Below are 21,709 nucleotides of genomic sequence, written 5' to 3'. Positions count from 1 at the left end.
GAACGGGTGCAACATTACAAAAAATTCAACTACCAGGATCATTGAAGGTGTCGCCTAGTTTCAACCTTCAACAAACTACTGTGCACCTACTACCTTTTCAACAGCGCCAGCCTGAAACTTCCAGGCCAAAATCATTAATGGAACATAGGCCACTATTACACCTAAAGCACCATCCAACCCCAGCAGCGCAACACAAAGGGCAATTGGTAGCAACCAACCGACATTCACCAGCCCGACGGCCAGTGTGACGGGCAAGTGACGACCAAACTGGCGTGACGCGTATTGATAGGCGTGGCTGCGGTGGGCTTCATATACCTTATCTCCACGCACCAGACGCCGAATAAGGGTGAAGGTTGCATCAACTATAAACACCCCCATCAGAATCAGCCAAACCCACAGCAGTGACGGAGAAGCCCAGGCGGCCTGCAATGAAAAGATACCGAGTGTGATACCCAAAAAGCCACTACCCGCGTCGCCCATAAAGATCTTGGCTGGTGGGAAATTCCAATACAGGAACCCGGCAACCGTAAAGGACAGCAAAAGCGGAGCCCAGGCCAACACGCTAAAACCGGCCAGTACGTAGATCAACGAGGCGCTAAGGCAGACACAGATAGCCTCCACACTGGCGAGGCCGTCGATACCATCCATGAAGTTGTACAGATTGAGCATCCAGACCAAATACAAGGCTGCCAGGACAAGCCCCACCCAGCCCATGTCCAGAGACATACCAAACAGCGCTATCGGCGGCATTCCGCCTAGCCAGAAAAGCGCCCAGATTGCCCCCGCAAAATGCCCCAGCAACCGCCAGCGCGCCGCGATATGCCCGTGATCATCCAGAAAGCCCAGTACAGCAATACCCGCACCAGCCCCCATCAATGCCCAGGCGGAACTCCACGGCAACAGTGAGACCACCGGCAGGAACAACAGCAAAAGAAGGAAACTCAAGACAATGGCAACACCGCCGCCCCGGGGCGTAGGGACAGTATGGGAGCTACGGGCATTAGGAATGTCCATGAGGCTTTTAGATAACGCGTAACGACGCAGGTATGAAGTCAACAACAAAGAAAGACCGCCAGCGGCAACCAGAAAAATCCAAACCATCATTCAAGCTCCAGACGCTTTATGAATCGACGTGTCCATCAATAAACTTCTTACCCGCCGACACCATCGCTTTTTCAGGCGAAACAGGCGGCGTCCATCCAAGCAGTTGGCTAGCCTTGGAAGAGTCAATCTGCAAGGATCCGCAGAGTTGGGTATAAATCCCCTGCTTGCCTGCAAGCTTTGCCAGCGCTCTTAACAGCGCGACAGGGACTGGAAGCAATATGGCTCGGCGCCCCATCCCTTTGGCCAGAAACTTGATCATTTGCGAAGTGGAAAGATCTTCACCGTCCGATGCAAGAAACACCTGGTTAGCCGCCGCCGGATGATCAATACACACAATGATCAGATCCACCAGGTTCTCAAGGGCAACCATGCTGCGCCTGTTCTCTACCCGCCCGAATGGCAAAGGCAGCCCCGTGCCGACGAGTTTCAACAAGCGCCGAAAGTTACCGGGGGCATGAGCAGCGTAGACCAAGGGGGGCCGGATGATAACGACCTCCATATCCGTCGACTCCGCCAGTTGCAATAATCCGACTTCAGCCTCGAGCTTAGAGACCGCATAGTCTGCATGGGGAGCGGGAACGGAGCTTTCACAGAACGGCATATCACCGGTAGACGCGCCGTTTACGCCAATGGAGCTGATAAACACGAACCGCTTCACCCCGGCGGCGGCGGCCTGCGTGGCAAGGTTGAGGGTAGCCCGAGTATTGGCCTCCCTGAACAGTTCCAACGCATCAGCCTCTTGCTGCAGAACGTGGGCACGCCCTGCGGTATGGATCACACAGTCAACATCAATCAACGCATCATGCCATAACGTCTGCGGGCCAAAATCACCCAACGCGAACACTGGGTACTGGCCCTCAAAAGCCGGGAGTTCGGAGCGACTGGCTATAGCGATCGAATGCCTGGCGCGCGAAGACAACTGCTCAAAAAGCGCTGAGCCGACAAATCCGGTGCTACCCGTTAGCAGAACCTTGTTTATCAGGCTCATTTAAAAAAATAACTGGCGATTTTGAACGGTATCTTCATGGCAATCATAAAGATATTGGTATAGATACCATTTTCCCTACAGGCCCGGACGATTTCCATATTTTGGTGAATCTTCCACCAGAAACCGGTCGTACTGATGCCTCCCTGGCGCATTTTGACCATATTCGCATCATGCCTGGCGAGCTTGATGCCGTAGGTGATAAAACGCGCCATCAGTTCAAAATCTGCCGATACGCGATAACCCAACTTATAGTAGCCGTGCTGTTCAAACAGACTTCGACGGGCATAGAAAGTCGGATGAGGCAGCATGAATCCAAAACGGATTTTCCATGGCGAAAAACCGGCAGACGAGTATTTTCGCGTAACCGCTTCGGTGTTGTCACGCTGTACAAATACCAGATTTGCGTAAGACGCATCACAATCCGGGTTCATCTGCAAAAACGTCACCAACTCCTGAATTGTCGACGTGCTGGAAAACACGTCATCCGAATTCAGAATACCAACATAATCACCTGTTGCCAGCTTGATACCCTTGTTCATGGCGTCGTAAATGCCTTTGTCAGGCTCGCTCAAGACAGTCGATATACGCCCTTCATAGTCCGAAATAATCTCGAGCGTAGAATCCTTGGAGGCACCGTCTACAACTATGTATTCAATATTTTCATACGTCTGCGACAAGACAGACTCCAGCGTATCGCGAATAGTCGAGGCGCTGTTGTAGCAAACGGTGACAATCGAAATCTTCAAAATATCAACCCTTTACACGACCGTAGATATCTTCAAAACGAACGATATCGTCCTCCCCCAGATAAGACCCCGACTGAACTTCGATCAGTTCCAAGGGAATCATTCCCGGGTTTTCCAGGGCGTGGATCTGGCCAATCGGGATATAGGTCGACTGGTTTTCGGTCACCAGGTAGGTTTTTTCACCATTGGTCACACGCGCTGTACCGCTCACGACGATCCAGTGTTCGGCACGATGGTGATGCATCTGTACCGAAAGCTTCTCGCCGGGTTTGACGGTAATACGCTTGACCTGATAACGCTCGCCGTTATCGATGGAGTCGTAGACACCCCACGGCCGGTAGACTTCGCGATGGTTGGTGTGCTCGTGGCGCTTACAGCTCTTGAGCTGGTCAACGATCTTCTTCACGTCCTGTACATGGTCCTTATGCGCGACCAGCACCGCATCCTTGGTTTCCACGATAATCAGGTTTTCCACACCAACGGTGGTCACCAGGCGGTGTGTTGCGTGTACATAACTGCCTGAGGTGTTTTCGGACAGAACATCGCCCTTGAATAGGTTGCCTTGTTCGTTCTTCTCGCCCGAATCCCAGATAGCCGACCAGGAACCGATATCACTCCAGCCTGCATTCAACGGCACCATCACCGCGTCGGAAGTCTTCTCCATCACCGCGTAGTCAATCGAATCATCGGGGCTGCTGGAAAAAATAGCGCTGTCGACCCGGGTAAAGTGCATATCCTGCGCGCCCTTGGCCAACGCTTCACGGCACACCGAAACGATTGTTGGCTGGAAGTGTTCCAGCTCCTCGATGTAACGGCTGGCACGGAACATGAACATGCCGCTATTCCAGAAGTAACTGCCTTGAGCAAGATAGTCTTGTGCGGTAGCCAAGTCGGGTTTTTCGACAAAACGGCTGACTTCAAAACCACCCTCGCCTGCGGGCGCGCCCATCTGCAGGTAGCCGTAGCCCGTTTCAGGATGAGTTGGCGTGATAGCAAAGGTCACCAGCTTGCCCGACTCGGCAAGCACCAAGGCTTTGGCAATACTCTGGTGGAACGCATTTACATCCTGAATCAGATGGTCAGCGGCCAATACCAGCATGATCGGATCGGTCTGCTCGGACAGGGCCTGCAAGGCAGCCAGGGCAATGGCCGGCGCCGTATTACGACCTACCGGTTCCAGGATGATATTGGCCTCTTCCAGGCCCAGTTGCCGCAGTTGCTCAGCAGCGAGAAAACGATGATTTTCGTTACAAATCAATCGTGGTGTTGCGTGCTCAAGGCCATCAAGACGTTGGATCGTCGCCTGGAGCATGGTCAAGTCGGGATCCACCAGAGGCAGGAACTGCTTGGGGTTCAGTTGACGAGACAAAGGCCATAAGCGAGTGCCGGAGCCACCCGCCATGATTACTGGAAGAAACATTCAATCATCCTTTGATTCTTACTAAATCAACGCGGCTGGATGCGCGCGGGTGTTATGACACATGGGTGAGCGACCCGAAGTTGCTCATCATACACTTCGTGTCAGGTTGTCTGCTGCTCAATAAAGAGGCCCACAGAGGTAGAACCTGCCACACGTCGTGCGAAAAGAACTTCGTCTGGCGCTGTATGAATATAAAACGAGGAGCGGTGCTGCCCGTTAAGACCTCACCGCCCGCAAACCGTTCAGCTTCGAGCATCCAGGCGGTTAGCGACAAACCATTGATAGGCATCCCGCAAGCCGTCTTCGAGTTCGATACTCGCTTTCCATCCCATGGACTCGAGTCTCGATACGTCCATCAGCTTACGCGCCGTGCCATCCGGCTTGCTCGCATCAAAGCTCAAGGTGCCTTTGAATCCGGTGACCTTGGCGATGGTTTCAGCAAGCTCACGGATCGTGCAGTCGATCCCTGTTCCCACATTGATATGCGAAAGCATAGGCTGCGTGTTGGCTTTGTACACCTCACCATCGAGCTCCATCACATGGACGCTGGCAGCAGCCATATCGTCAACGTGCAGGAACTCACGCATTGGCTTGCCGCTACCCCAGATGGCGACTTCTTCAACAGACTGCTCTACCGCATCATGGAAACGACGCAGCAACGCCGGGATAACGTGACTGTTATCCGGATGGTAGTTGTCGTGAGGACCATACAGGTTGGTCGGCATCACACTTCGATAGTCACGGCCATGTTGACGGTTGTAGCTCTCGCACAACTTGATGCCCGCAATCTTGGCAATCGCGTAGGGCTCGTTCGTCGACTCGAGCGTACCGGTCAACAGAGCCTCTTCCTTCATCGGCTGCTCGGCGAGCTTCGGATAAATGCATGAAGAACCCAAGAACAGCAGCTTTTGTACGCCCGCACGATGAGCTGCTTCAATCACGTTCGCCTGGATCATCAGGTTGTCGTAGATGAAGTCGGCAGGGTAAGTGTTATTGGCGTGAATCCCACCCACCCGCGCGGCAGCCAGGTACACCTGACTGACCTGATGAGTGTCGAAATACGCTCGCACCGCTTTCTGGTCCAGCAGGTCGACGTCCTCACGGCCCAGGGTCAGGATGTTCTGATAACCCTGCCCGGACAGGCGCCGCACAATGGCCGAGCCGACCATACCGCGGTGCCCTACGACCAACACTGCTTCATTAAGATTGCGCGCCACCGATCAGTTCTCCGTTGCTACAGGAATCTCATGACCGTGCTGCTTAAGCAAGGCATGACGCTGCGCTACTTTCAGGTCTTCGCGAACCATCTCGGCGCACATTTCCTGTACGGTAATTTCCGGCGTCCAGCCCAACTTGGTCTTGGCTTTGGTTGGGTCGCCCAGCAAGGTTTCCACTTCGGCAGGACGGAAATAACGCGGATCAACACGCACGACCACATCACCCACGTTCAGAGCAGGCGCCTTATCACCTTCGATGGACTCGACGACTGCCACTTCATCAACGCCAGTGCCTTCAAAACGCAGGTTGATACCCAGCTCAGCTGCGGACCAACGCACGAACTCACGCACCGAATACTGAACCCCGGTGGCGATCACGAAGTCTTCAGGCTCGTCCTGTTGCAGCATCATCCACTGCATGCGCACGTAGTCTTTGGCATGACCCCAGTCACGCAGCGCGTCCATGTTGCCAAGGAATACGCACTTCTCCAGGCCTTGGGAAATATTGGCCAGGGCGCGAGTGATCTTGCGGGTCACGAAGGTTTCGCCACGACGTGGGGATTCGTGGTTGAACAGAATACCGTTGCAGGCATACATGCCGTAGGCCTCACGGTAGTTGACCGTGATCCAGTAGGCATACATTTTTGCAACGGCATACGGCGAGCGCGGATAGAAAGGCGTGGTTTCTTTCTGCGGAATTTCCTGCACCAGGCCGTACAACTCGGAGGTAGATGCTTGATAGAACTTGGTCTTTTTCTCGAGACCCAGCAAACGAATGGCTTCCAGAATACGCAAGGTACCCATGGCATCGACGTCAGCCGTGTACTCAGGCGACTCGAAGCTTACGGCAACGTGGGACTGTGCACCGAGGTTGTAGACCTCGTCCGGCTGCACTTCCTGGATGATGCGCGTGAGGTTGGACGAGTCGGTCAGGTCGCCGTAGTGCAGGACGAACTTCTGGTTGTCGACGTGTGGATCCTGGTAAATATGGTCCACGCGCTGGGTGTTGAAGGACGAAGCACGACGCTTGATGCCGTGGACTTCGTAGCCTTTTTCCAGAAGAAATTCTGCGAGGTACGAGCCATCTTGGCCAGTAATCCCGGTGATAAGTGCCTTTTTCATACTGTTTCCGTCCTTCAAACTAATTTTTTTCCGAGAACTTGCTCGTATAATGCCATAGTTTTTTTGTATGTAATATCCCAGCTAAACTTCTTGGCCTGTACAAATCCTTTACTTATGAGTGACTGCCTATAATCGTCACGCATCAACGCGCCGATGCCTGCTTCGATCTCCTCGACGGCGCCGCGTTCAATCAAATGCGCAGCGTCTCCCGCGACTTCCGGTATGGATGAGGCGTCAACAGCAATTACGGGGCAACCTGCGCTCATTGCTTCCAAAACCGGAATCCCGAAGCCCTCATAAAGAGAGGGGTAAATCAAACACATCGCCTTATTGTATTCGATATTCAATTCAGAATTGGTTAAAAATCCTGCATGCCTATACCGGCCAGGTAAGGACTTCTCAAGAAAGACGAGCTCCTTTTTGTCGAAGCCCCCCCCCCAACACAAACAAGCACCAGTTCTTTGAATAAAGAGACAGCCTTTACAACCGATTCAAAATTCTTATATCCCTGCCTCGCCCCAACAAAAATAGCTTGTGGAATATCCGAAAGCGCTATATCCGGATTTGGAAAGTAATCTACAGAAACACCATTAGGAATGACTTCAATACGATCTTCGCTGACACCCGAAAACTCCAAGGCATCATTCTTTGTACTTTCCGAGACACAAATAATTTTATCGGACTGACTTATGGCTTTATTTTTTTGCCAAGAATGAACCTGCCTTTTAATCCCACCAATATAACGCTCGTAAGTATAGTCGTGCACAGTTGTAATTACTTTTGTCGAGCGACGACTCGACGAAGTCGGAAGCCGGTAGTATGTAGAGTGAAATATATCAACATCCTCAAAACCAACATCTCTATATCGCTCAAACAATCGCGGGGCACGAACAATATTTTCCTTACATGGAAAATTCATGGCGCCGCCATACGAAATCACAGAGTAACTGCATGAGACTTCTAGAAGCCGAGAAAACAGCTCATTATAAAGAACCGAAATCCCACCATTTCGCTGTAGAGAATAGATAATACCATCGTACAGAATCATAGATCCCTCAAACCAGTTAAATACTTTTGAATACCAAAGCCTTTCGCCAAAAGCGATCGCCACCAAAAAAATAGCTAGACAAAAAAAACTCAAAAAACCAACACCTGACTTCCCGCTCATGACCTTATCGCTGGCAGTACAACCCTACGCCGGGAAAAGTACATATAAAAACTCCAGAGAAAGAACACCAAAACTTTTGTAGTCGCATTAAAAAACAACATAAAATCCGGAAAAAACAAAAAAACAAGAAGCAAATAAACTCTCGCATCAACTTTAACATCATTACCCACAGAGGTGAATTTGAAACGATACACCAAATTATAACTCAAGAAAGCAAAGCAAATAACTGCCGGATTTAACAGAGCACCAAATATAACACCTGGCATACCAAAATCCGCATAGAACTCAGTAGGCCCACCGAATGCTGGAGTATTAGTCGCCTCTGCCGCACCAGGGAAAAAGTATTCATTCACGTACAGAAAACCATAAACAAAAGGTTTTTCTGGATAGAAGAACCGAGGCACAAAAGTCCAAAACTGACTGGTAAATATCTTACCCCAATAAAAACTCAACCCACCCTCATCAAAAGCTTTATAAAACATTGCACTATTATTATAATAATCAAAATAAGAAAGCACCCGACTAAGATCCAACTCACCATACGCCTGCGACAAATTATAAATCATTACAGGAAAAACAATCGAGGGAACCAAAATCAAACAAAGATAAAACCCTTTCGCCCTGTAAAACCACAATGCAACCAAACCAAAAACAGCAAAGTCTAAAATCATTCCTTTACTGCCAAAGAAATAGGCCATTCCAACATAAAAAATGATCCCCCAGTACAACCAATATGTAGTCCGCACAAAGGAAAACATATAACTGCCAAAGGACAACGATAAAAACGAGATGCTCAAGGCATAAAACATACCCACACCCACCCTATGCAACTGATAGGCTTCTCGGGTATTGAAAATCCACTTCAATCCACCACCACCTAGCACCATGGTCGCTACAAAAAATAAAACATACATCAGCAGAAAGCCGTAGGCGCTACGCCGCAAGCTTTTCTTTGTTATCATGAAGTCTACGCCCTCGTAGACTCTGAAAAAAGGTAACTTTACCTTTCCAAAAAAGACCAACCACAATACTAATGAAAAAAATGCCACTGCCAGAAAAAATAAGTTAATGCCGATAGCCTCAAGATAGTAGGGGTCATCACTTAGACCATTATAAAACGGGGCAATCAAAACCTTAGTTAACTCGAACGGCAAAACCGTAAATAGGAGGATCGAGAAAGCGTTGAAAAAGGGAAGCCGATAGAACCAGCACAAAAAAAACAAAAGGGTCAATATTAAAAATAAATAACCAAAGCTAAGACTTATAAACACAAGACCCCCTCTACACCAAAGCGACTCTAAACAACACCAAGTGCCTGCACTCTAAACGAATCGCATCCCCAAAAGCAGTTAACGCACATATGGCTATCTCTTTTTTTGCAAGAAACTCACCCAGACACGAGGAAGTAATTTTTTAACAAAGTCAATCACTCGAATCTTTAAGTTCTCTTTAATAAAAAAAACCTTATCGCGCATAGTCAAACCAACTGAATTTTCTATGATTTGCGCTCGCTGCGTAAGACTTTTCAAACGTTGAACATCAGAAACACCGCCACTGCTTACACTACTAACCACAAAGTCCACGCTGCTAAATTTACAACCTTTTACCCAAGACAAAAATATGAAATTGTAATCTGCCGCAGTACGATACGAAAGATCAAATCCAAACAACTCCAAAATAGAACGACGAGCAAATAAAGATTGATGACTGAACTGCATACCAGCTTTCAGCAAGCTCACTGTTCCCGACTTCCTTACTTTCTTAAAGTGCCCATAATCAACTTCAACATCGCCATAAATTAAATCACCTTGGCATACTTCGGAGTTTAAAAAAACAGACTCAACAGTCGTACTTTCAAAAAAAACATCTCCTGAGTTCATGAAATTTATCCATGTACCCGAAGCATGACGAATGCCCTTGTTCATCGCATCGTAGATTCCGGCATCCTTTTCACTGAGCCAGTAAGCAATAGAAGAGTTGTCCCGGATTATATCAAGCGTTCCATCCGTGCTCCCCCCATCAATAACAATGTGCTCTATATTTTTGTACGTTTGCGAAGCAACACTATCGATCGTGCGCTGAAGATTTTTTTCATCATTGAACACCACAGTAATAACCGTGACCAGCACCGCGTCTTCCGAATGCAGCAGACCACCTACGCCAAGCCTGGCCCCTCCCTCAAGACGCTCTGATACAGTTGTTTTTATTTGCGTAGTGTTCAAGACAATCTCCAAAAAGCACAAATTTAACACGGTATATAAAAGCAAAAGAACGTCAAGAAAATTTACGTAAAACTCTACGCGCAATCGCCATACCAATATAAAAAACACTTACGTTGAGTTTTTTATTCGTCACGTAAAAATCAGACAGACTTTCAAGACCAAATTTTTTGGCATCCGAATACTTTTTCAGATCAAAAAACAACTTAACATTTAATAAATCAATCAAATCAGGCCTGTATGTCTCTGCAAAATACGCCCGAGCCATATCATAATGTAATGGCAGCTTCCCATCCGCTGATTCGATACTGATAGAGCCAGCGTGCGATCTAAAATAAGATAAGACATTTGATACGAACGCCATTTTTTTATACTGATTAGCTGTCAGCAAAAATAACAAAAGATCGTTACCGATGGCATGCATAGAGAAATCACTGCCAGTTCCGTTTGGAACCTGCAACATCAAATTACCTTTTACATCTTTGAGATAAAATACAGCACACCCTGGGGATAGCGGATAGCCCTTCGACTTAAAGTCGCCCTGAATAAAAGTCTCAGCCTCATAGATTCCAGTTTTGCCGTTGGCATAAGAAAGCACACCCGACTCAGGCTCTTCAGTGAAAATCTTTGTTGCAGTATAGACAAAGCCAACTTGTGGATCATCAAAATACGGAATTGTTTTTTCCAGATAGTCAGGTGAAATCAAATCATCAGACCATAATATCTTTGCAAAAACGCCAGTTGCACATTCCACACAGCGCAACCAATTACGGACAGGCCCCAGATTGCTTTCGTTTTTAAAAACCTTCAGACGCGAGTCACGTTTTGCAAAATCGCTTATGATTGCCCATGTCCCATCAGTACTGGCATTGTCAACGACGATCACTTCTATATTTTCATATGTTTGAGAGAGCGCAGCGCTTAGCGTTTCCGAAATGATACCTTCGCGGTTGTACACGGGAACGAGAATACTTACCAACGGTTTTGTAGACACCATGCCAGCTCATCATCCATATCTATTAACGACTAAAAGACTTCCATTCAGCACAAACGTGTGCTTAAGCCATTGAAATATCCGGCGACTCGGCGCGAGTAAGCCTAAACACCTGTAAAGGCAGTAATACCGCAGAGAACAACAGACTCAGGGTCGCGGCTAGCACGATCCCTTCCACTCCCATTCCAAAAACCTTAACCATAAGCACAGCTAGGGGTATATTTAGGATCATTGCTAAGAGCGCGGTATATAGCTGAACATTTACGGCGCCGGCGCCATTAAGCATGATTGCAAAGATATTGTTCCATGTGGTGATGGCAACAAACAGAGCAACAAATACAACCAAACTCGGCGATACTGTAAAATCATGACCGATCCATATCCCGACAATAAATCGGGTTAGAAAAACCAGACAAACTATCCCAACAATGACAACCGCATAGAGCTTCAACTGATTACCCAACATCCTTACAATCCAGGCATTATCCTTACGATGAAAGGCGTCCGTATATGCAGACCATAAAGGAGATGAAATCAGCGTATGTAAAAATGTAATAATACTGAACAACTTGAAGATCACCTCATACTCAGTGACATGCTCCGGGCCGAAAAGCTGAGTAATTAGTATTTTATCAGTAGTGAATACGACGAGCACGGCAAGCTGAATGATGAAAAAACGAATTCCGACAGAAAGCAGAGGTGTTAAATGTTTCCGTTGAAATGACAGCCTGGGGACTAAATATTTATATTTACGGTAGAACCAGGCTGTCAGCAGGAGATTCCCACCCACTAGCCCAGCGCCGTACATCCAAGCGAGTTTGTCAATACTGCCCGCGGTAAAGTAGTACAGAAGGTAGGTAACTAATAGCGCAAATGCGTTTGTAAATAGCTGACCCAGCGATATCAAAGCACTTTTCTGGACTGCCCCCAACAATGCAGTAATCAAACCTACCCAAAAATTCACCAACACAAAGCTGGCCGCAACCTGGACGGCATACCTAAGGTCTTCCTCAGCCAAGGCAGCAGTATTAAATACGCTCCGCCAGGAAACACTATACGATATGAAAAAAAATCCCACCCAGAGCCCGATTGCAATAAGACCGATCAGGCTGTAGGCGGAAGAGATATAGCTGCGAGCTTCATCGGGCTGATCCTTGGCAAGAGACTCCGCAACTTTATTACGTAGTCCATTGCCAACACCCAGATCAAAAAAAACAACCCAAGACATAATCGTGAGCAAAGTCGACCAAACACCAAACTGTACAACCCCCAAATATGAAATCATAATAGGAATTACCAGAAAAGACGCCGCTACAGCGGCACCTTTATAGATAACAGATCCCCTGACCTGCCTCAGATAGTTATTTGTTCGCTCAACGGTTACATTCTCGGACATTACTGCTGACTCACCCATTCCACCATCTGAGTCACGCCATCACGTGAGGAAACTGCTGGTTTCCAACCTAACAACTGATGGGCCCTGGCAATATCAGCTACAAATACCCGCTGATCACTCTCACGAACTGGAAGCTTGGTATATAGCAGTTCGATATCATTGATTTCATTCAATAACCTAAACAACTCAAGCAACGAAAGGCTGTTATCTATCCCTCCCCCGACGTTGAATGCCTGCCCCTTGGCTTTCTCGATGTTACTCACTGCGCTCATGTACAGCGTTTTCATGTCATCGGCGTGCAGAACATCACGCACCTGCTTGCCAGTGCCAGAAATAGTAAATGGGCCGCTGGATGCGCCTGTCTTCAGTTCAATCGCTTTCTGGCAGAACCAACCGACCCAGCCTTGATCATAGGTTGCAAACTGGCGTCCCCCGTACATTGATGAGTGTCGGAACACCACGGTGTTCAGGCCAAAAATACGTGCATAGTCCAACATGTACTGGTCTGCGGCGCCTTTGGAGCAACCGTAGGGAGAGTGGAAATCGAGTTGAGTGGTTTCGTCAAAGCCCTTTGGCTTATCTATACACTCGTACCGCGATGTGGTTTCACGGTACGCAAATTGCTCAAGGTCGCCATACACCTTGTTGGTCGAAGAATACACAACCGTCGCATCGGGGGCATACAGCCTTACCGCTTCCAGAAGATTATGCGTTCCCATCACATTGACCTCAAAGTCCATTCGCGGGTTCGCAATAGAAGTGGTCATTGCAACTTGGCCTGCCAAGTGGAAAATCACATCAGGCTTATATGACTGAACGACTCGAGTAATATCGTTTTGATTTCGAATATCGCCGTGCTCGAACGTGAATCCCCCCTGGCTTTGCAGCCAACCTAGGTTCTCCCGTGAGCCACTGCGGTACAAGCTGTCGAAAATAACAACCTCATCACCGCGCTGAATGGCGTCGGACGCCAAGTTGCTGCCAAGAAATCCACAACCGCCCGTAATGAGCAACTTCATCGAATAATATCCTTGTCTATCGTTTTTTGTATCCCCTCTTCTAGAGAGGTACGTGGCTCCCAACCGAGTGTACGAAGCCGGCGGGTATCTGCCTGAAAGAGCATTGCTTCATTTGCACGATACGGCACAGCGCCAAAATTCAACTGCGTACGTGATGAAGTCATGGCGTGCGCCAATTCTACGAAATGGCGTACCGGCCACGCATCACCTGATCCGACTTCAATCTCTTGGGCACCGGTAATACTCGACATACGTGAAAGGATCACATCGTAGGCACTGACAACATCATCAATAAACACAAAATCCCGTTTTTGGACCCCGGATGTCAGATTCAGTGCCTCGACATTCGTCAGACACGAACCAATTACATAAGTTGTGAATTTGCTGCTGTCATCACCAGGGCCATACATATGCTGCAGGGCGACATTGACGAACTTGACCGACGAGCCACTTTGCCCCGCCTGAAGGGCGCCGAAGGCACTGAAAGTGTGTTTCGACATGGCATAACTGCTGACGGCAGGATCGAGTATGGTGCCCGTATTCACGAAAGCAACATCCTTACCCAGTTGCTTGGCCGCCTCTAGTAGCAGGAGTCCGAAACGCACATTCGTATCGAATATATCAACGAAGCTCTCCCCACCACGCCCATAGGCACATGCGGTATGCACAATATAGTCTGGAGCAACCGTAGCAACCGCCGAGGACACATCTTCGTCACTGACGCAGGTGTATAACTGAAGATCCGTGAGTAGATCTTCAATCCTGATGAACGACGAGGTCGGGCGAACCAAGGCCGAGACCTGATACCCTTCCCGGACCCAATGGCGAGCAAGTGCGCTACCCAAAAAACCGGTAGCGCCCGTCAGCAGTATATTTTTCATACTTAGAAGTTAATACCAAAAAACTCTTCAAGCTTCTCGCCAATAAAATCGAACTGCGCCTGGCCCAAGCCGGGATAAATCCCCAGCCAGAATGTCTGGTTCATCGTGCGATCCGTGTTGGTCAGCTCTCCGACTACACGGTATTCGATACCCTGGAAGTACGGCTGACGTGTTAGGTTCCCAGCGAACAACAGACGTGAGCCGATGTTGTTCTGATCCAGGAACTTCAGCAGGTCAACGCGCTGTACACCCGAGCTTTCTTTGAGTGTCACCGGGAAACCAAACCACGAAGGATCGCTGTTTGGCGTAGGTTCAGCGATTTCCAGGAAGTCGGACAAGCTGCTCAGACGCTCTTTGAGCAGCACGTAGTTGCGCTTGCGCGTGTCAATGAACTCTTGCGCACGGTCCAGTTGGGCCAGGCCGCAGGCCGCTTGCATATCGGTGATCTTAAGGTTGTAGCCCAAGTGCGCATATACGTACTTGTGGTCGTAGCCCTGTGGCAGGCTGCCGAATTGCTGGCCGAAGCGGTCGCCACAGGTGTTGTCGCAACCTGGTGCGCAGTAGCAATCGCGACCCCAGTCGCGGAAAGACTCAGCGATCACTTTCAACTGTGGGCTGTTGGTGAAAACCGCACCGCCCTCACCCATGGTGATGTGGTGAGCCGGATAGAAGCTCAAGGTGCAGATATCACCGAAGGTACCTACCAGCTTACCGTCGTAGGTGGCACCCAACGCGTCGCAGCAGTCTTCGATCAGCCACAGGTTGTACTTGTCGCAGATGGCTTTGACTGCACCCAGGTTGAACGGGTTACCCAGGGTGTGGGCAAGCATGATGGCCTTGGTCTTGGGCGTAATCGCCGCTTCAATCAAGTTGGTGTCAATGTTATGAGTGACCATATCGACATCGACGAACACCGGGATGGCGCCGAACTGGACGATTGGGTTGACCGTAGTCGGAAAGCCGGCGGCAACGCCGATTACTTCGTCACCTTTTTTGATCGCACGATCACCCAACTTCGGGGAGGTCAGTGTACTGAAGGCAACCAGGTTGGCCGAAGAACCAGAGTTGACCGACAGGGCATATTTGACGCCCAGGAACTCAGCCAACTTCTGTTCAAACTGTGCATTGAAACGCCCAGTGGTCAGCCAGCCATCCAGAGAGGCCTCAACCATTAATTGCAGCTCACGAGCCCCAATAACCTTGCCGGAAGGCGGAATAACGCTTTCCCCGGCAACAAAAGGTTTGGGCGCCAGGGCGGCTTGAGCGTACTGCTCAACGAGTTTACTGATTTCCTGGCGAAGCATATCGGGTGTCATGGCGTTTCCTGCTTGAAAAATTTGGGTTACTTGCCGCATGAAGACATGGCGGCCATATAGGCATCGATTTCCTGCAGACACAGGGAGTGAACATCATCCCCGGCCAACCAGGCTCTGTGCCAATTGACGATGTAGGCCAATGTTGTCTCCAGGGACCACGTCGGCGACCAGTGCAAGTGAGCGCGGGCCTTTGATACATCAAGTTTCAGGTAGCGTGCCTCATGGGGCTGGGGGTTTTGATCCAGGGCCCAACTCGCGCCCTCTCCCCACGTCTGGACCATATGGTCCAGGATCCAGTCGACCGGCCGGGCATCTTCATCTTTCGGACCAAAGTTCCAGCCCTGAGCCACCGCCTGACCACGCTCCCACAGATTCTCAGCCAGTACCAGATAGCCACTGAGTGGCTCCAACACATGCTGCCATGGTCGTGTCGCCTGAGGATTGCGAATAACTACCGGGTGTTGCTTTTCAAAGGCTGCGAGTATATCTGGAATCAACCGATCTTCGGCCCAATCGCCGCCGCCGATTACATTGCCAGCGCGCGCAGATGCAAGGGCAGTGGGTTGTCCACTGCCGAAGAACGAGTTGCGATAGGCTGATGTTACGAGCTCGACGCAGCCTTTGCTGTTGCTATAGGGATCATGCCCCCCCATAGGCTCATCTTCTCTATAACCCCACTCCCACTCGCGGTTTTCGTAGCACTTGTCTGTGGTGACGTTGACGATTGCGCGCAGGCCAGGGCATTGACGTGCCGCCTCAAGTACATGCACGGTCCCCATCACGTTGGTGGCATAGGTTTCGACCGGCTGCTTATAAGACAGACGCACCAGCGGCTGGGCTGCCATATGAATCAGGATATCCGGGCCAAAACTGACCATACTCTGAGTCACGGCCTGTAGATCCCGGATATCACCGATTTGCGACTGCATTCCCCCCTCGACTCGCGCCTCATCGAAAAGCGCCGGAGTGGTAGGCGGAGCCAAGGCATAACCCTTGACCTCAGCCCCCATGCTTTGCAACCACAGGGACAGCCAACTTCCCTTGAAACCAGTATGGCCCGTCAGGAATACCTTTTTGCCTTTCCAGAAGGCCGGAGTGACAGAAGCTTTCATTTTCACTCCCAGCTTCTCCATGGTGCCTTGCCCGATGTCCAAAGCTCTTCAAGCAAGTGTTTGTCTCGCAAGGTATCCATCGGCTGCCAGAAGCCTTGATGCTCGTATGCCATCAGTTGATTATCGGCTGCGAGGGTCATCAAAGGCTCCTGCTCCCATACACTGCTGTCGTCAGAGATGTAGTCGAGCACCTGAGGTTTCAGGACAAAAAAGCCACCATTGATCATGGCGCCGTCACCCTTGGGCTTTTCCTTGAAGTTGAGGACCTGCCCTTGGCGAATGTCCAGCGCGCCGAAACGACCTGGTGGGTAGGTCGCAGTCAACGTAGCGGCCTTGCCGTGCTTTTTGTGAAATTCGATCGTCGCGCTGATATCAATGTCACCGACACCATCACCATAGGTGAAGCAAAAAGACTCTTCATTTTTTACGTATTCGGCGACGCGGCGCAGACGGCCGCCGGTCATCGACTCATCGCCGGTATCGACCAACGTGACATTCCAGGCTTCTGCACGCTTGTCATGCACTTCCATGGTGTTATCACGCATGTTAAAAGTGACATCTGACATATGGAGGAAGTAGTTGGCGAAGTACTCTTTGATGACATAGCCTTTGTAGCCACAGCAGATAATGAAGTCATTAATGCCATGTGCAGAATACATTTTCATGATGTGCCACAAGATTGGCTTCCCGCCAATTTCCACCATTGGCTTGGGCCGGGTACTGGTTTCTTCACTCAACCTTGTGCCTAGCCCGCCTGCCAAAATCACAGCTTTCATCTTTTATCCTTAATTAATTCGAGCTTACAAAAGCGTCGGAGTAGAAATTCTTGTGTGGTAGGCCAAGGGCCAGGAGTTTCTCTTTGGCGCTATGGATCATGCTCTCTGAGCCACAAGCATAAACAACTGCGTCTGCAAGTTCGACAGCATCGTTCTCGACAATATCCTGCACATAACCAACCGGACCACTCCAACCGTCGCCTGGACGCGACAGCACCGGGATAAACGTGGCCGGAAGCGAGCCCAGCTCCGGCTGCCAATAGAGGTCAGCCTCACGACGCCCACCCCAGTAAATCCGGATATTTTTACCCACTACCTGAGCAGGATCTGCAATCAACTGCTCAAGAATGGCTTTGACCGGGGCAATGCCCGTGCCTGTCGCCAGGAATATCAGGTTGGTTGGCGACGTATTGCGCAGCGCAAAAGTACCTTGGGGGCCTTCGAGCCGAAGCAGGTCATTCGCAGCAATTTCTTCAAACCAGTATTGGCTCATTACGCCATCAGCAACTTGCCGGATCTGCAACTCCAGCTTTCCATCCGAACGAGGAGCGTTGGCCACCGAGTAGCTTCTTCTCACACCATTTTTGCCGATGACATCAACGTACTGACCGGGAAGATACTTGAGCGGATTGTTCGGTGGCAGCCTGAGAACGACTTCCACCACGTCATCTGCGAGCCGCCTGACCCCGTCAACTCGACAAGGCAGCGTCTTGCTCTGGATGTCCGCGAACAGGCTGAGATCTTCAATGTCGAGGCGCACATCGGCCACAGCAGTCCGGCAGCATGTCAGGATAAAGCCGGCCGCCAGTTCTTCCGGGGTCAGCACGGACTCATCATGATGAATGACCTGGGTCTCCCCGACAGCGTGGGACCGACAGACGCCGCAGCGCCCCGAACGACAGCTGTACTCCAGCACTACACCATGCTTTTTTGCACTGTCCAGGAGCGTTACGCCCGGCTCACAGATAAATGTCTTTTCATTAGACAGGGTTACAGTTGACATGGTGATTGCAGTTCGTTCTTGAAAAGTTTGATTAAAAGACAGAAAAGAGTACATGAACCAGACACGCTACCGCCCCAAGGTTTGTCGTCATAGCCTCGAGGACGCACAGCCTACGATGTCAACATCCCTCTTCGACCTCAATATGAAGCGACGCTTTTGAGTGGCAGCGTCAGTTCCTGTGCACGATTGAGTAGCTTTATAAGCAGCACAACACGCTCGTCACCGGTTGCAGCCTTGAAAATGGCCTCGACTCCAGCAAAGCCGTCGTCTAGGATTCGAACCTTGTCGCCTTCCCGAAAGACTATGGACAACGCACCATCACGGTTTTGAAACTGGCTCACGAGCCGATCATTCACTGCAAGCGGCTTTCCACCGAACTTCACCACGTGGCTCACGCCGCGAGTAGAACGCAAGGGAGACCAGCTTGCGTCATCCGTTATCTGTATGAACAGGTAGCCAGGAAACAAAGACTCCGATAGAACCTGGCGACGACCACGTATGATCTTTTCCCGATCATACATTGGGCGACAGCACATATAGCCCTGACGGGTGAGATTCTCCTCGGCACGCTCATCCTGCCGCGGCTTACATTGCACAAGGTACCAGGCGAACATCCGGGAGACGTCGGAAGCGGCCGAGCCGTCACTGCACCTTAGCACCATGTATTTATCACCGAAAATCCTCAAGGCCTCGACCAGCCTCCTTACCCCATTGATATCCAAAACAGTCGCGCGCGCCCAGCCGTAAGCATGCATGGCACTATGCTTCTATTTAGCGCGACAATGCTCAAGTGACCGATTATACGGCCATTGGAGATTTTCAGTAACCTTTGGCCTTTTTTAGGTGCGGACCGCACTACCCAAGAGCCAGAGACGCCGATTAAAGCAACATCCCCCCACACCCACCGAGAAGGCGCAACCCAGGCCTTATGTATCTTTTTTGTTTCGCTGCTCGTTGCGGCGTAGCCGCGCTAGATCCCAGGCGCGAGAAGACAACAAAATGACAAAATAGTTCAAAAAAGATGAACCCATAGAGCATTTCCTATAAAATGCCAGCTCTCGTTACAAAAATTACACATTTTTATTTTTCCGTAGGGGCCTGGAAACAACATGCCAGCTTATTTTAAACGCTTGACTCTTAGCTTTTTTGCTGCGTCCACTCTATTTTTATGGATACCACTCTATGCTCTTTACTTATCCCTTGCAGATATAAACTTCAGTATCAGTGGGTTCTTTATTTTTTCATTAGCATCTACAGTACTTTTTGCTTTTTTATTTTTTCTCACAGACCTCCTACTCATATTTTTACGCCTAAAATGGCTCGCTTCCGGCGCGCTCTACTTTTTGATATTCTGGGCATCTCTCGCAGGCCTATTATTACCGCTGGCAGGTCAAGCGGGAATGGTCTCCCCAGAGGACTTGCCAACCAATTATAAAAATCTCATTCTCGTGGCAGGACTCTCACTCGCTCTTACCCTGCTTACTTATACAAAATTCAAGCCTGCTGCACAGGCCTTCGTAATCATTCTAATTTCCACTTCACTAGGTTCAGCTGCATACGCACTCTATAATACAGGCGCCTCCATGAGTCGCTTTTCCGGGCTATCCAGTTCTGACAACGTAATCATTCTGAGTTTTGACGGCACTGCAGGCAATGTAGCCAAACAAGTCATCGCTGACAGCCCTGAACTTAAACAAGCATTCAAAGACTTCATCTTTTATGACAATGCCGTATCCCTTGCCCCTGCGACGCTTGCGTCTCTGCGATCGGAGATTTATGGAAACATAAACTTTAGAGAGCTAAGCGAACTCTCAAGTGAACTTCCATCAAAAATGATCAACAACCAGAATTCAATAAAGCGCGAACAGGTGATAGGCTCAGATATCATGACCTATGGTCCTTACAGTGCCTTCAATGAAAGTCGTTCTGACATTATTATTCCAGGCACGCTAACAGATAGTAACTTTACCGAACGCTCGTCGATTGCGCTCAGTTTTTATCCACATATTGCAGCGCGAATCGGCACTCCAGAACTTGCTAAATTCGCTGATACAAAACTTCGCAACCTCCAAAAAAACTATCTCCACGACCACAAAGCAGAACGCGCGCTTGTGCATCAAGGTGCGGCTTGGGATGCTTTAAGCACTCTTCAAAACGAAGAGGTGACGGCACTCATCCGAAACATCCACTTGACTGATAGCAAACGAACCGTCCGATATATGCACTTTCTGCACACACACTTCCCGGTTGACTTCGATGAAAAGTGCAATTACAGAAGCGACAGTAAAGAATGGTTCGATGCGAATCAGAACTACCAAGGCCTCATAAACGAAACTCACTGTGCCTTGCAACAAACTGCTGACTTTATTCAAAAGCTCAAAGAGTTAAAAATTTACGATAAAACAACGTTTATCGTGAAGAGCGACCATGGCGCAATTGCTCCCAACTTTGACTACGACCCGGACGGCATCGCCTTTAACGGCCAGCCGCTCTGGGGCTACAATCGCTATCGCCCGCTACTGATGCTCAAACCCCGAGCAAGCGAGCAAGACTCATTGATCTATAATAATGCGTTGGTGAGTTTGAGCGATCTGGCTAAGACGCTGTGCCTTCAGTCACCAGAAAACCAAAAATGCGGCGACTTCAAGGGCTTGGACCTGCTAAACACAGAAGCCGAAGACACTAGCCCACAGCTTTACTTCGATATTGTTAAAGACTCAGCGTCTTCTCATGACTACGACACCCAAATGACCGTCGTTGTCCCAAGAGAACGTGATTTTCTGGCAGCCCTTAAAAACACCGGCAGAGTCACGTTCAAAGCGTCTGAAATGACCCTATATCTTCAGCGCAAGCGCGACCTTGAAGAGATTCGGAGCGCCCTGGAAAAGTATCGTGAAGCCAAAGGCAGCTACCCGCCAAGCCAAGGCTTCGACGGACTCTATAGCATCTGGGGAAACGCCGCCCAGAACTGGATTCCCAATCTCGCGCCGACTTTTCTTCTATCACTACCGCGAGATCCCGAACTCAGCACAGAAGCAACGCCTCAGTACATTTATCGCTCCAACGGCGCAGCCTACAAGCTGATTTCTCACGGAGCTAACGCTTCATGCAAAATTGCCTTAAGAACTGACCCAGAGTTGGTTGACCCTCGGCGCAACTGCTTCGGCTTCGGCTTCTGGAGCCCCGGCGCTGAAGGCTGGTAAGCCCTAGCACCGTAGGCTACTAATC

20 protein-coding genes are annotated in these 21,709 nt (G+C 49.7%); 1 reads left to right on the top strand and 19 read right to left on the bottom strand.

Annotation, left to right across the window (positions count from 1 at the left end):
• Positions 1-75: 75 nt before the first annotated feature.
• From AC07W7_RS10760 to rfaH, 19 genes are all read right to left on the bottom strand, one after another.
• Positions 76-1,104, bottom strand: coding sequence for an MraY family glycosyltransferase (locus AC07W7_RS10760; RefSeq protein WP_495039292.1), 1,029 nt, complete (start codon positions 1,102-1,104; stop codon positions 76-78).
• A gap of 16 nt (positions 1,105-1,120) precedes the next feature.
• On the bottom strand, positions 1,121-2,092 hold the full coding sequence (locus tag AC07W7_RS10755; protein WP_495039291.1) for an NAD-dependent epimerase/dehydratase family protein: 972 nt from the start codon (positions 2,090-2,092) through the stop codon (positions 1,121-1,123).
• On the bottom strand, positions 2,089-2,838 hold the full coding sequence (locus AC07W7_RS10750; RefSeq protein ID WP_495039290.1) for a glycosyltransferase family 2 protein: 750 nt from the start codon (positions 2,836-2,838) through the stop codon (positions 2,089-2,091). The genes AC07W7_RS10755 and AC07W7_RS10750 overlap by 4 nt, the downstream gene beginning before the upstream one ends.
• Positions 2,839-2,842: 4 nt before the next feature.
• Complete coding sequence (locus AC07W7_RS10745) at positions 2,843-4,258, bottom strand: mannose-1-phosphate guanylyltransferase/mannose-6-phosphate isomerase (RefSeq protein WP_495039289.1); 1,416 nt, start codon at positions 4,256-4,258, stop codon at positions 2,843-2,845.
• 242 nt (positions 4,259-4,500) lie between these two features.
• Positions 4,501-5,475 (bottom strand): GDP-L-fucose synthase, encoded by a 975-nt coding sequence (gene fcl / locus AC07W7_RS10740; RefSeq protein WP_495039288.1) that lies wholly within the window; start codon positions 5,473-5,475, stop codon positions 4,501-4,503.
• Positions 5,476-5,478: 3 nt separating this feature from the next.
• Positions 5,479-6,597, bottom strand: coding sequence for a GDP-mannose 4,6-dehydratase (gene gmd / locus AC07W7_RS10735; RefSeq protein WP_271044236.1), 1,119 nt, complete (start codon positions 6,595-6,597; stop codon positions 5,479-5,481).
• A gap of 14 nt (positions 6,598-6,611) precedes the next feature.
• On the bottom strand, positions 6,612-7,043 hold the full coding sequence (locus AC07W7_RS10730) for a glycosyltransferase (protein ID WP_495039287.1): 432 nt from the start codon (positions 7,041-7,043) through the stop codon (positions 6,612-6,614).
• Positions 6,956-7,765: a glycosyltransferase gene (locus AC07W7_RS10725; protein ID WP_495039286.1), complete on the bottom strand. Its 810-nt coding sequence runs from the start codon at positions 7,763-7,765 to the stop codon at positions 6,956-6,958. The genes AC07W7_RS10730 and AC07W7_RS10725 overlap by 88 nt, the downstream gene beginning before the upstream one ends.
• Positions 7,762-9,036, bottom strand: a complete 1,275-nt coding sequence (locus AC07W7_RS10720) for a hypothetical protein (RefSeq protein ID WP_495039285.1) — start codon at positions 9,034-9,036, stop codon at positions 7,762-7,764. Before AC07W7_RS10720 ends, AC07W7_RS10725 begins: the two co-directional genes overlap by 4 nt.
• A gap of 93 nt (positions 9,037-9,129) precedes the next feature.
• Positions 9,130-9,987: a glycosyltransferase family 2 protein gene (locus tag AC07W7_RS10715; RefSeq protein WP_495039284.1), complete on the bottom strand. Its 858-nt coding sequence runs from the start codon at positions 9,985-9,987 to the stop codon at positions 9,130-9,132.
• A gap of 52 nt (positions 9,988-10,039) precedes the next feature.
• Positions 10,040-10,981 (bottom strand): glycosyltransferase family 2 protein, encoded by a 942-nt coding sequence (locus tag AC07W7_RS10710; protein WP_495039283.1) that lies wholly within the window; start codon positions 10,979-10,981, stop codon positions 10,040-10,042.
• A 61-nt stretch (positions 10,982-11,042) separates the two neighbouring features.
• Entirely contained in the window at positions 11,043-12,374 is a 1,332-nt protein-coding gene (locus tag AC07W7_RS10705) for an oligosaccharide flippase family protein (protein ID WP_495039282.1), read from the bottom strand.
• Positions 12,374-13,393 (bottom strand): GDP-mannose 4,6-dehydratase, encoded by a 1,020-nt coding sequence (locus tag AC07W7_RS10700; protein WP_495039281.1) that lies wholly within the window; start codon positions 13,391-13,393, stop codon positions 12,374-12,376. Before AC07W7_RS10700 ends, AC07W7_RS10705 begins: the two co-directional genes overlap by 1 nt.
• Entirely contained in the window at positions 13,390-14,274 is an 885-nt protein-coding gene (locus tag AC07W7_RS10695) for an NAD-dependent epimerase/dehydratase family protein (protein WP_495039280.1), read from the bottom strand. Before AC07W7_RS10695 ends, AC07W7_RS10700 begins: the two co-directional genes overlap by 4 nt.
• 2 nt (positions 14,275-14,276) lie before the next feature.
• Positions 14,277-15,590 (bottom strand): lipopolysaccharide biosynthesis protein RfbH, encoded by a 1,314-nt coding sequence (gene rfbH, locus AC07W7_RS10690; protein WP_065942619.1) that lies wholly within the window; start codon positions 15,588-15,590, stop codon positions 14,277-14,279.
• A gap of 26 nt (positions 15,591-15,616) precedes the next feature.
• Complete coding sequence (rfbG, locus tag AC07W7_RS10685; protein ID WP_495039279.1) at positions 15,617-16,702, bottom strand: CDP-glucose 4,6-dehydratase; 1,086 nt, start codon at positions 16,700-16,702, stop codon at positions 15,617-15,619.
• Between the two features lie 2 nt (positions 16,703-16,704).
• A complete protein-coding gene (gene rfbF / locus AC07W7_RS10680) occupies positions 16,705-17,478 on the bottom strand; it encodes a glucose-1-phosphate cytidylyltransferase (protein ID WP_495039278.1) in 774 nt (257 codons plus the stop codon).
• A gap of 13 nt (positions 17,479-17,491) precedes the next feature.
• Entirely contained in the window at positions 17,492-18,535 is a 1,044-nt protein-coding gene (locus AC07W7_RS10675) for an FAD-binding oxidoreductase (protein WP_495039277.1), read from the bottom strand.
• A gap of 83 nt (positions 18,536-18,618) precedes the next feature.
• The gene (gene rfaH, locus AC07W7_RS10670) at positions 18,619-19,095 is read right to left on the bottom strand and encodes a transcription/translation regulatory transformer protein RfaH (protein ID WP_495039330.1); all 477 of its coding nucleotides are present in this window, start codon (positions 19,093-19,095) and stop codon (positions 18,619-18,621) included.
• A gap of 495 nt (positions 19,096-19,590) precedes the next feature.
• Between rfaH and AC07W7_RS10665 the strand changes: the two genes are divergently transcribed.
• Positions 19,591-21,684: a sulfatase-like hydrolase/transferase gene (locus AC07W7_RS10665; RefSeq protein WP_495039276.1), complete on the top strand. Its 2,094-nt coding sequence runs from the start codon at positions 19,591-19,593 to the stop codon at positions 21,682-21,684.
• Positions 21,685-21,709 lie beyond the last annotated feature (25 nt).

The organism is Pseudomonas sp. GW821-FHT01D09 (genome assembly GCF_059422465.1).
Note: the sequence above shows the minus strand (reverse complement) of the source record. Positions and strands in the feature narration are given on the sequence as shown.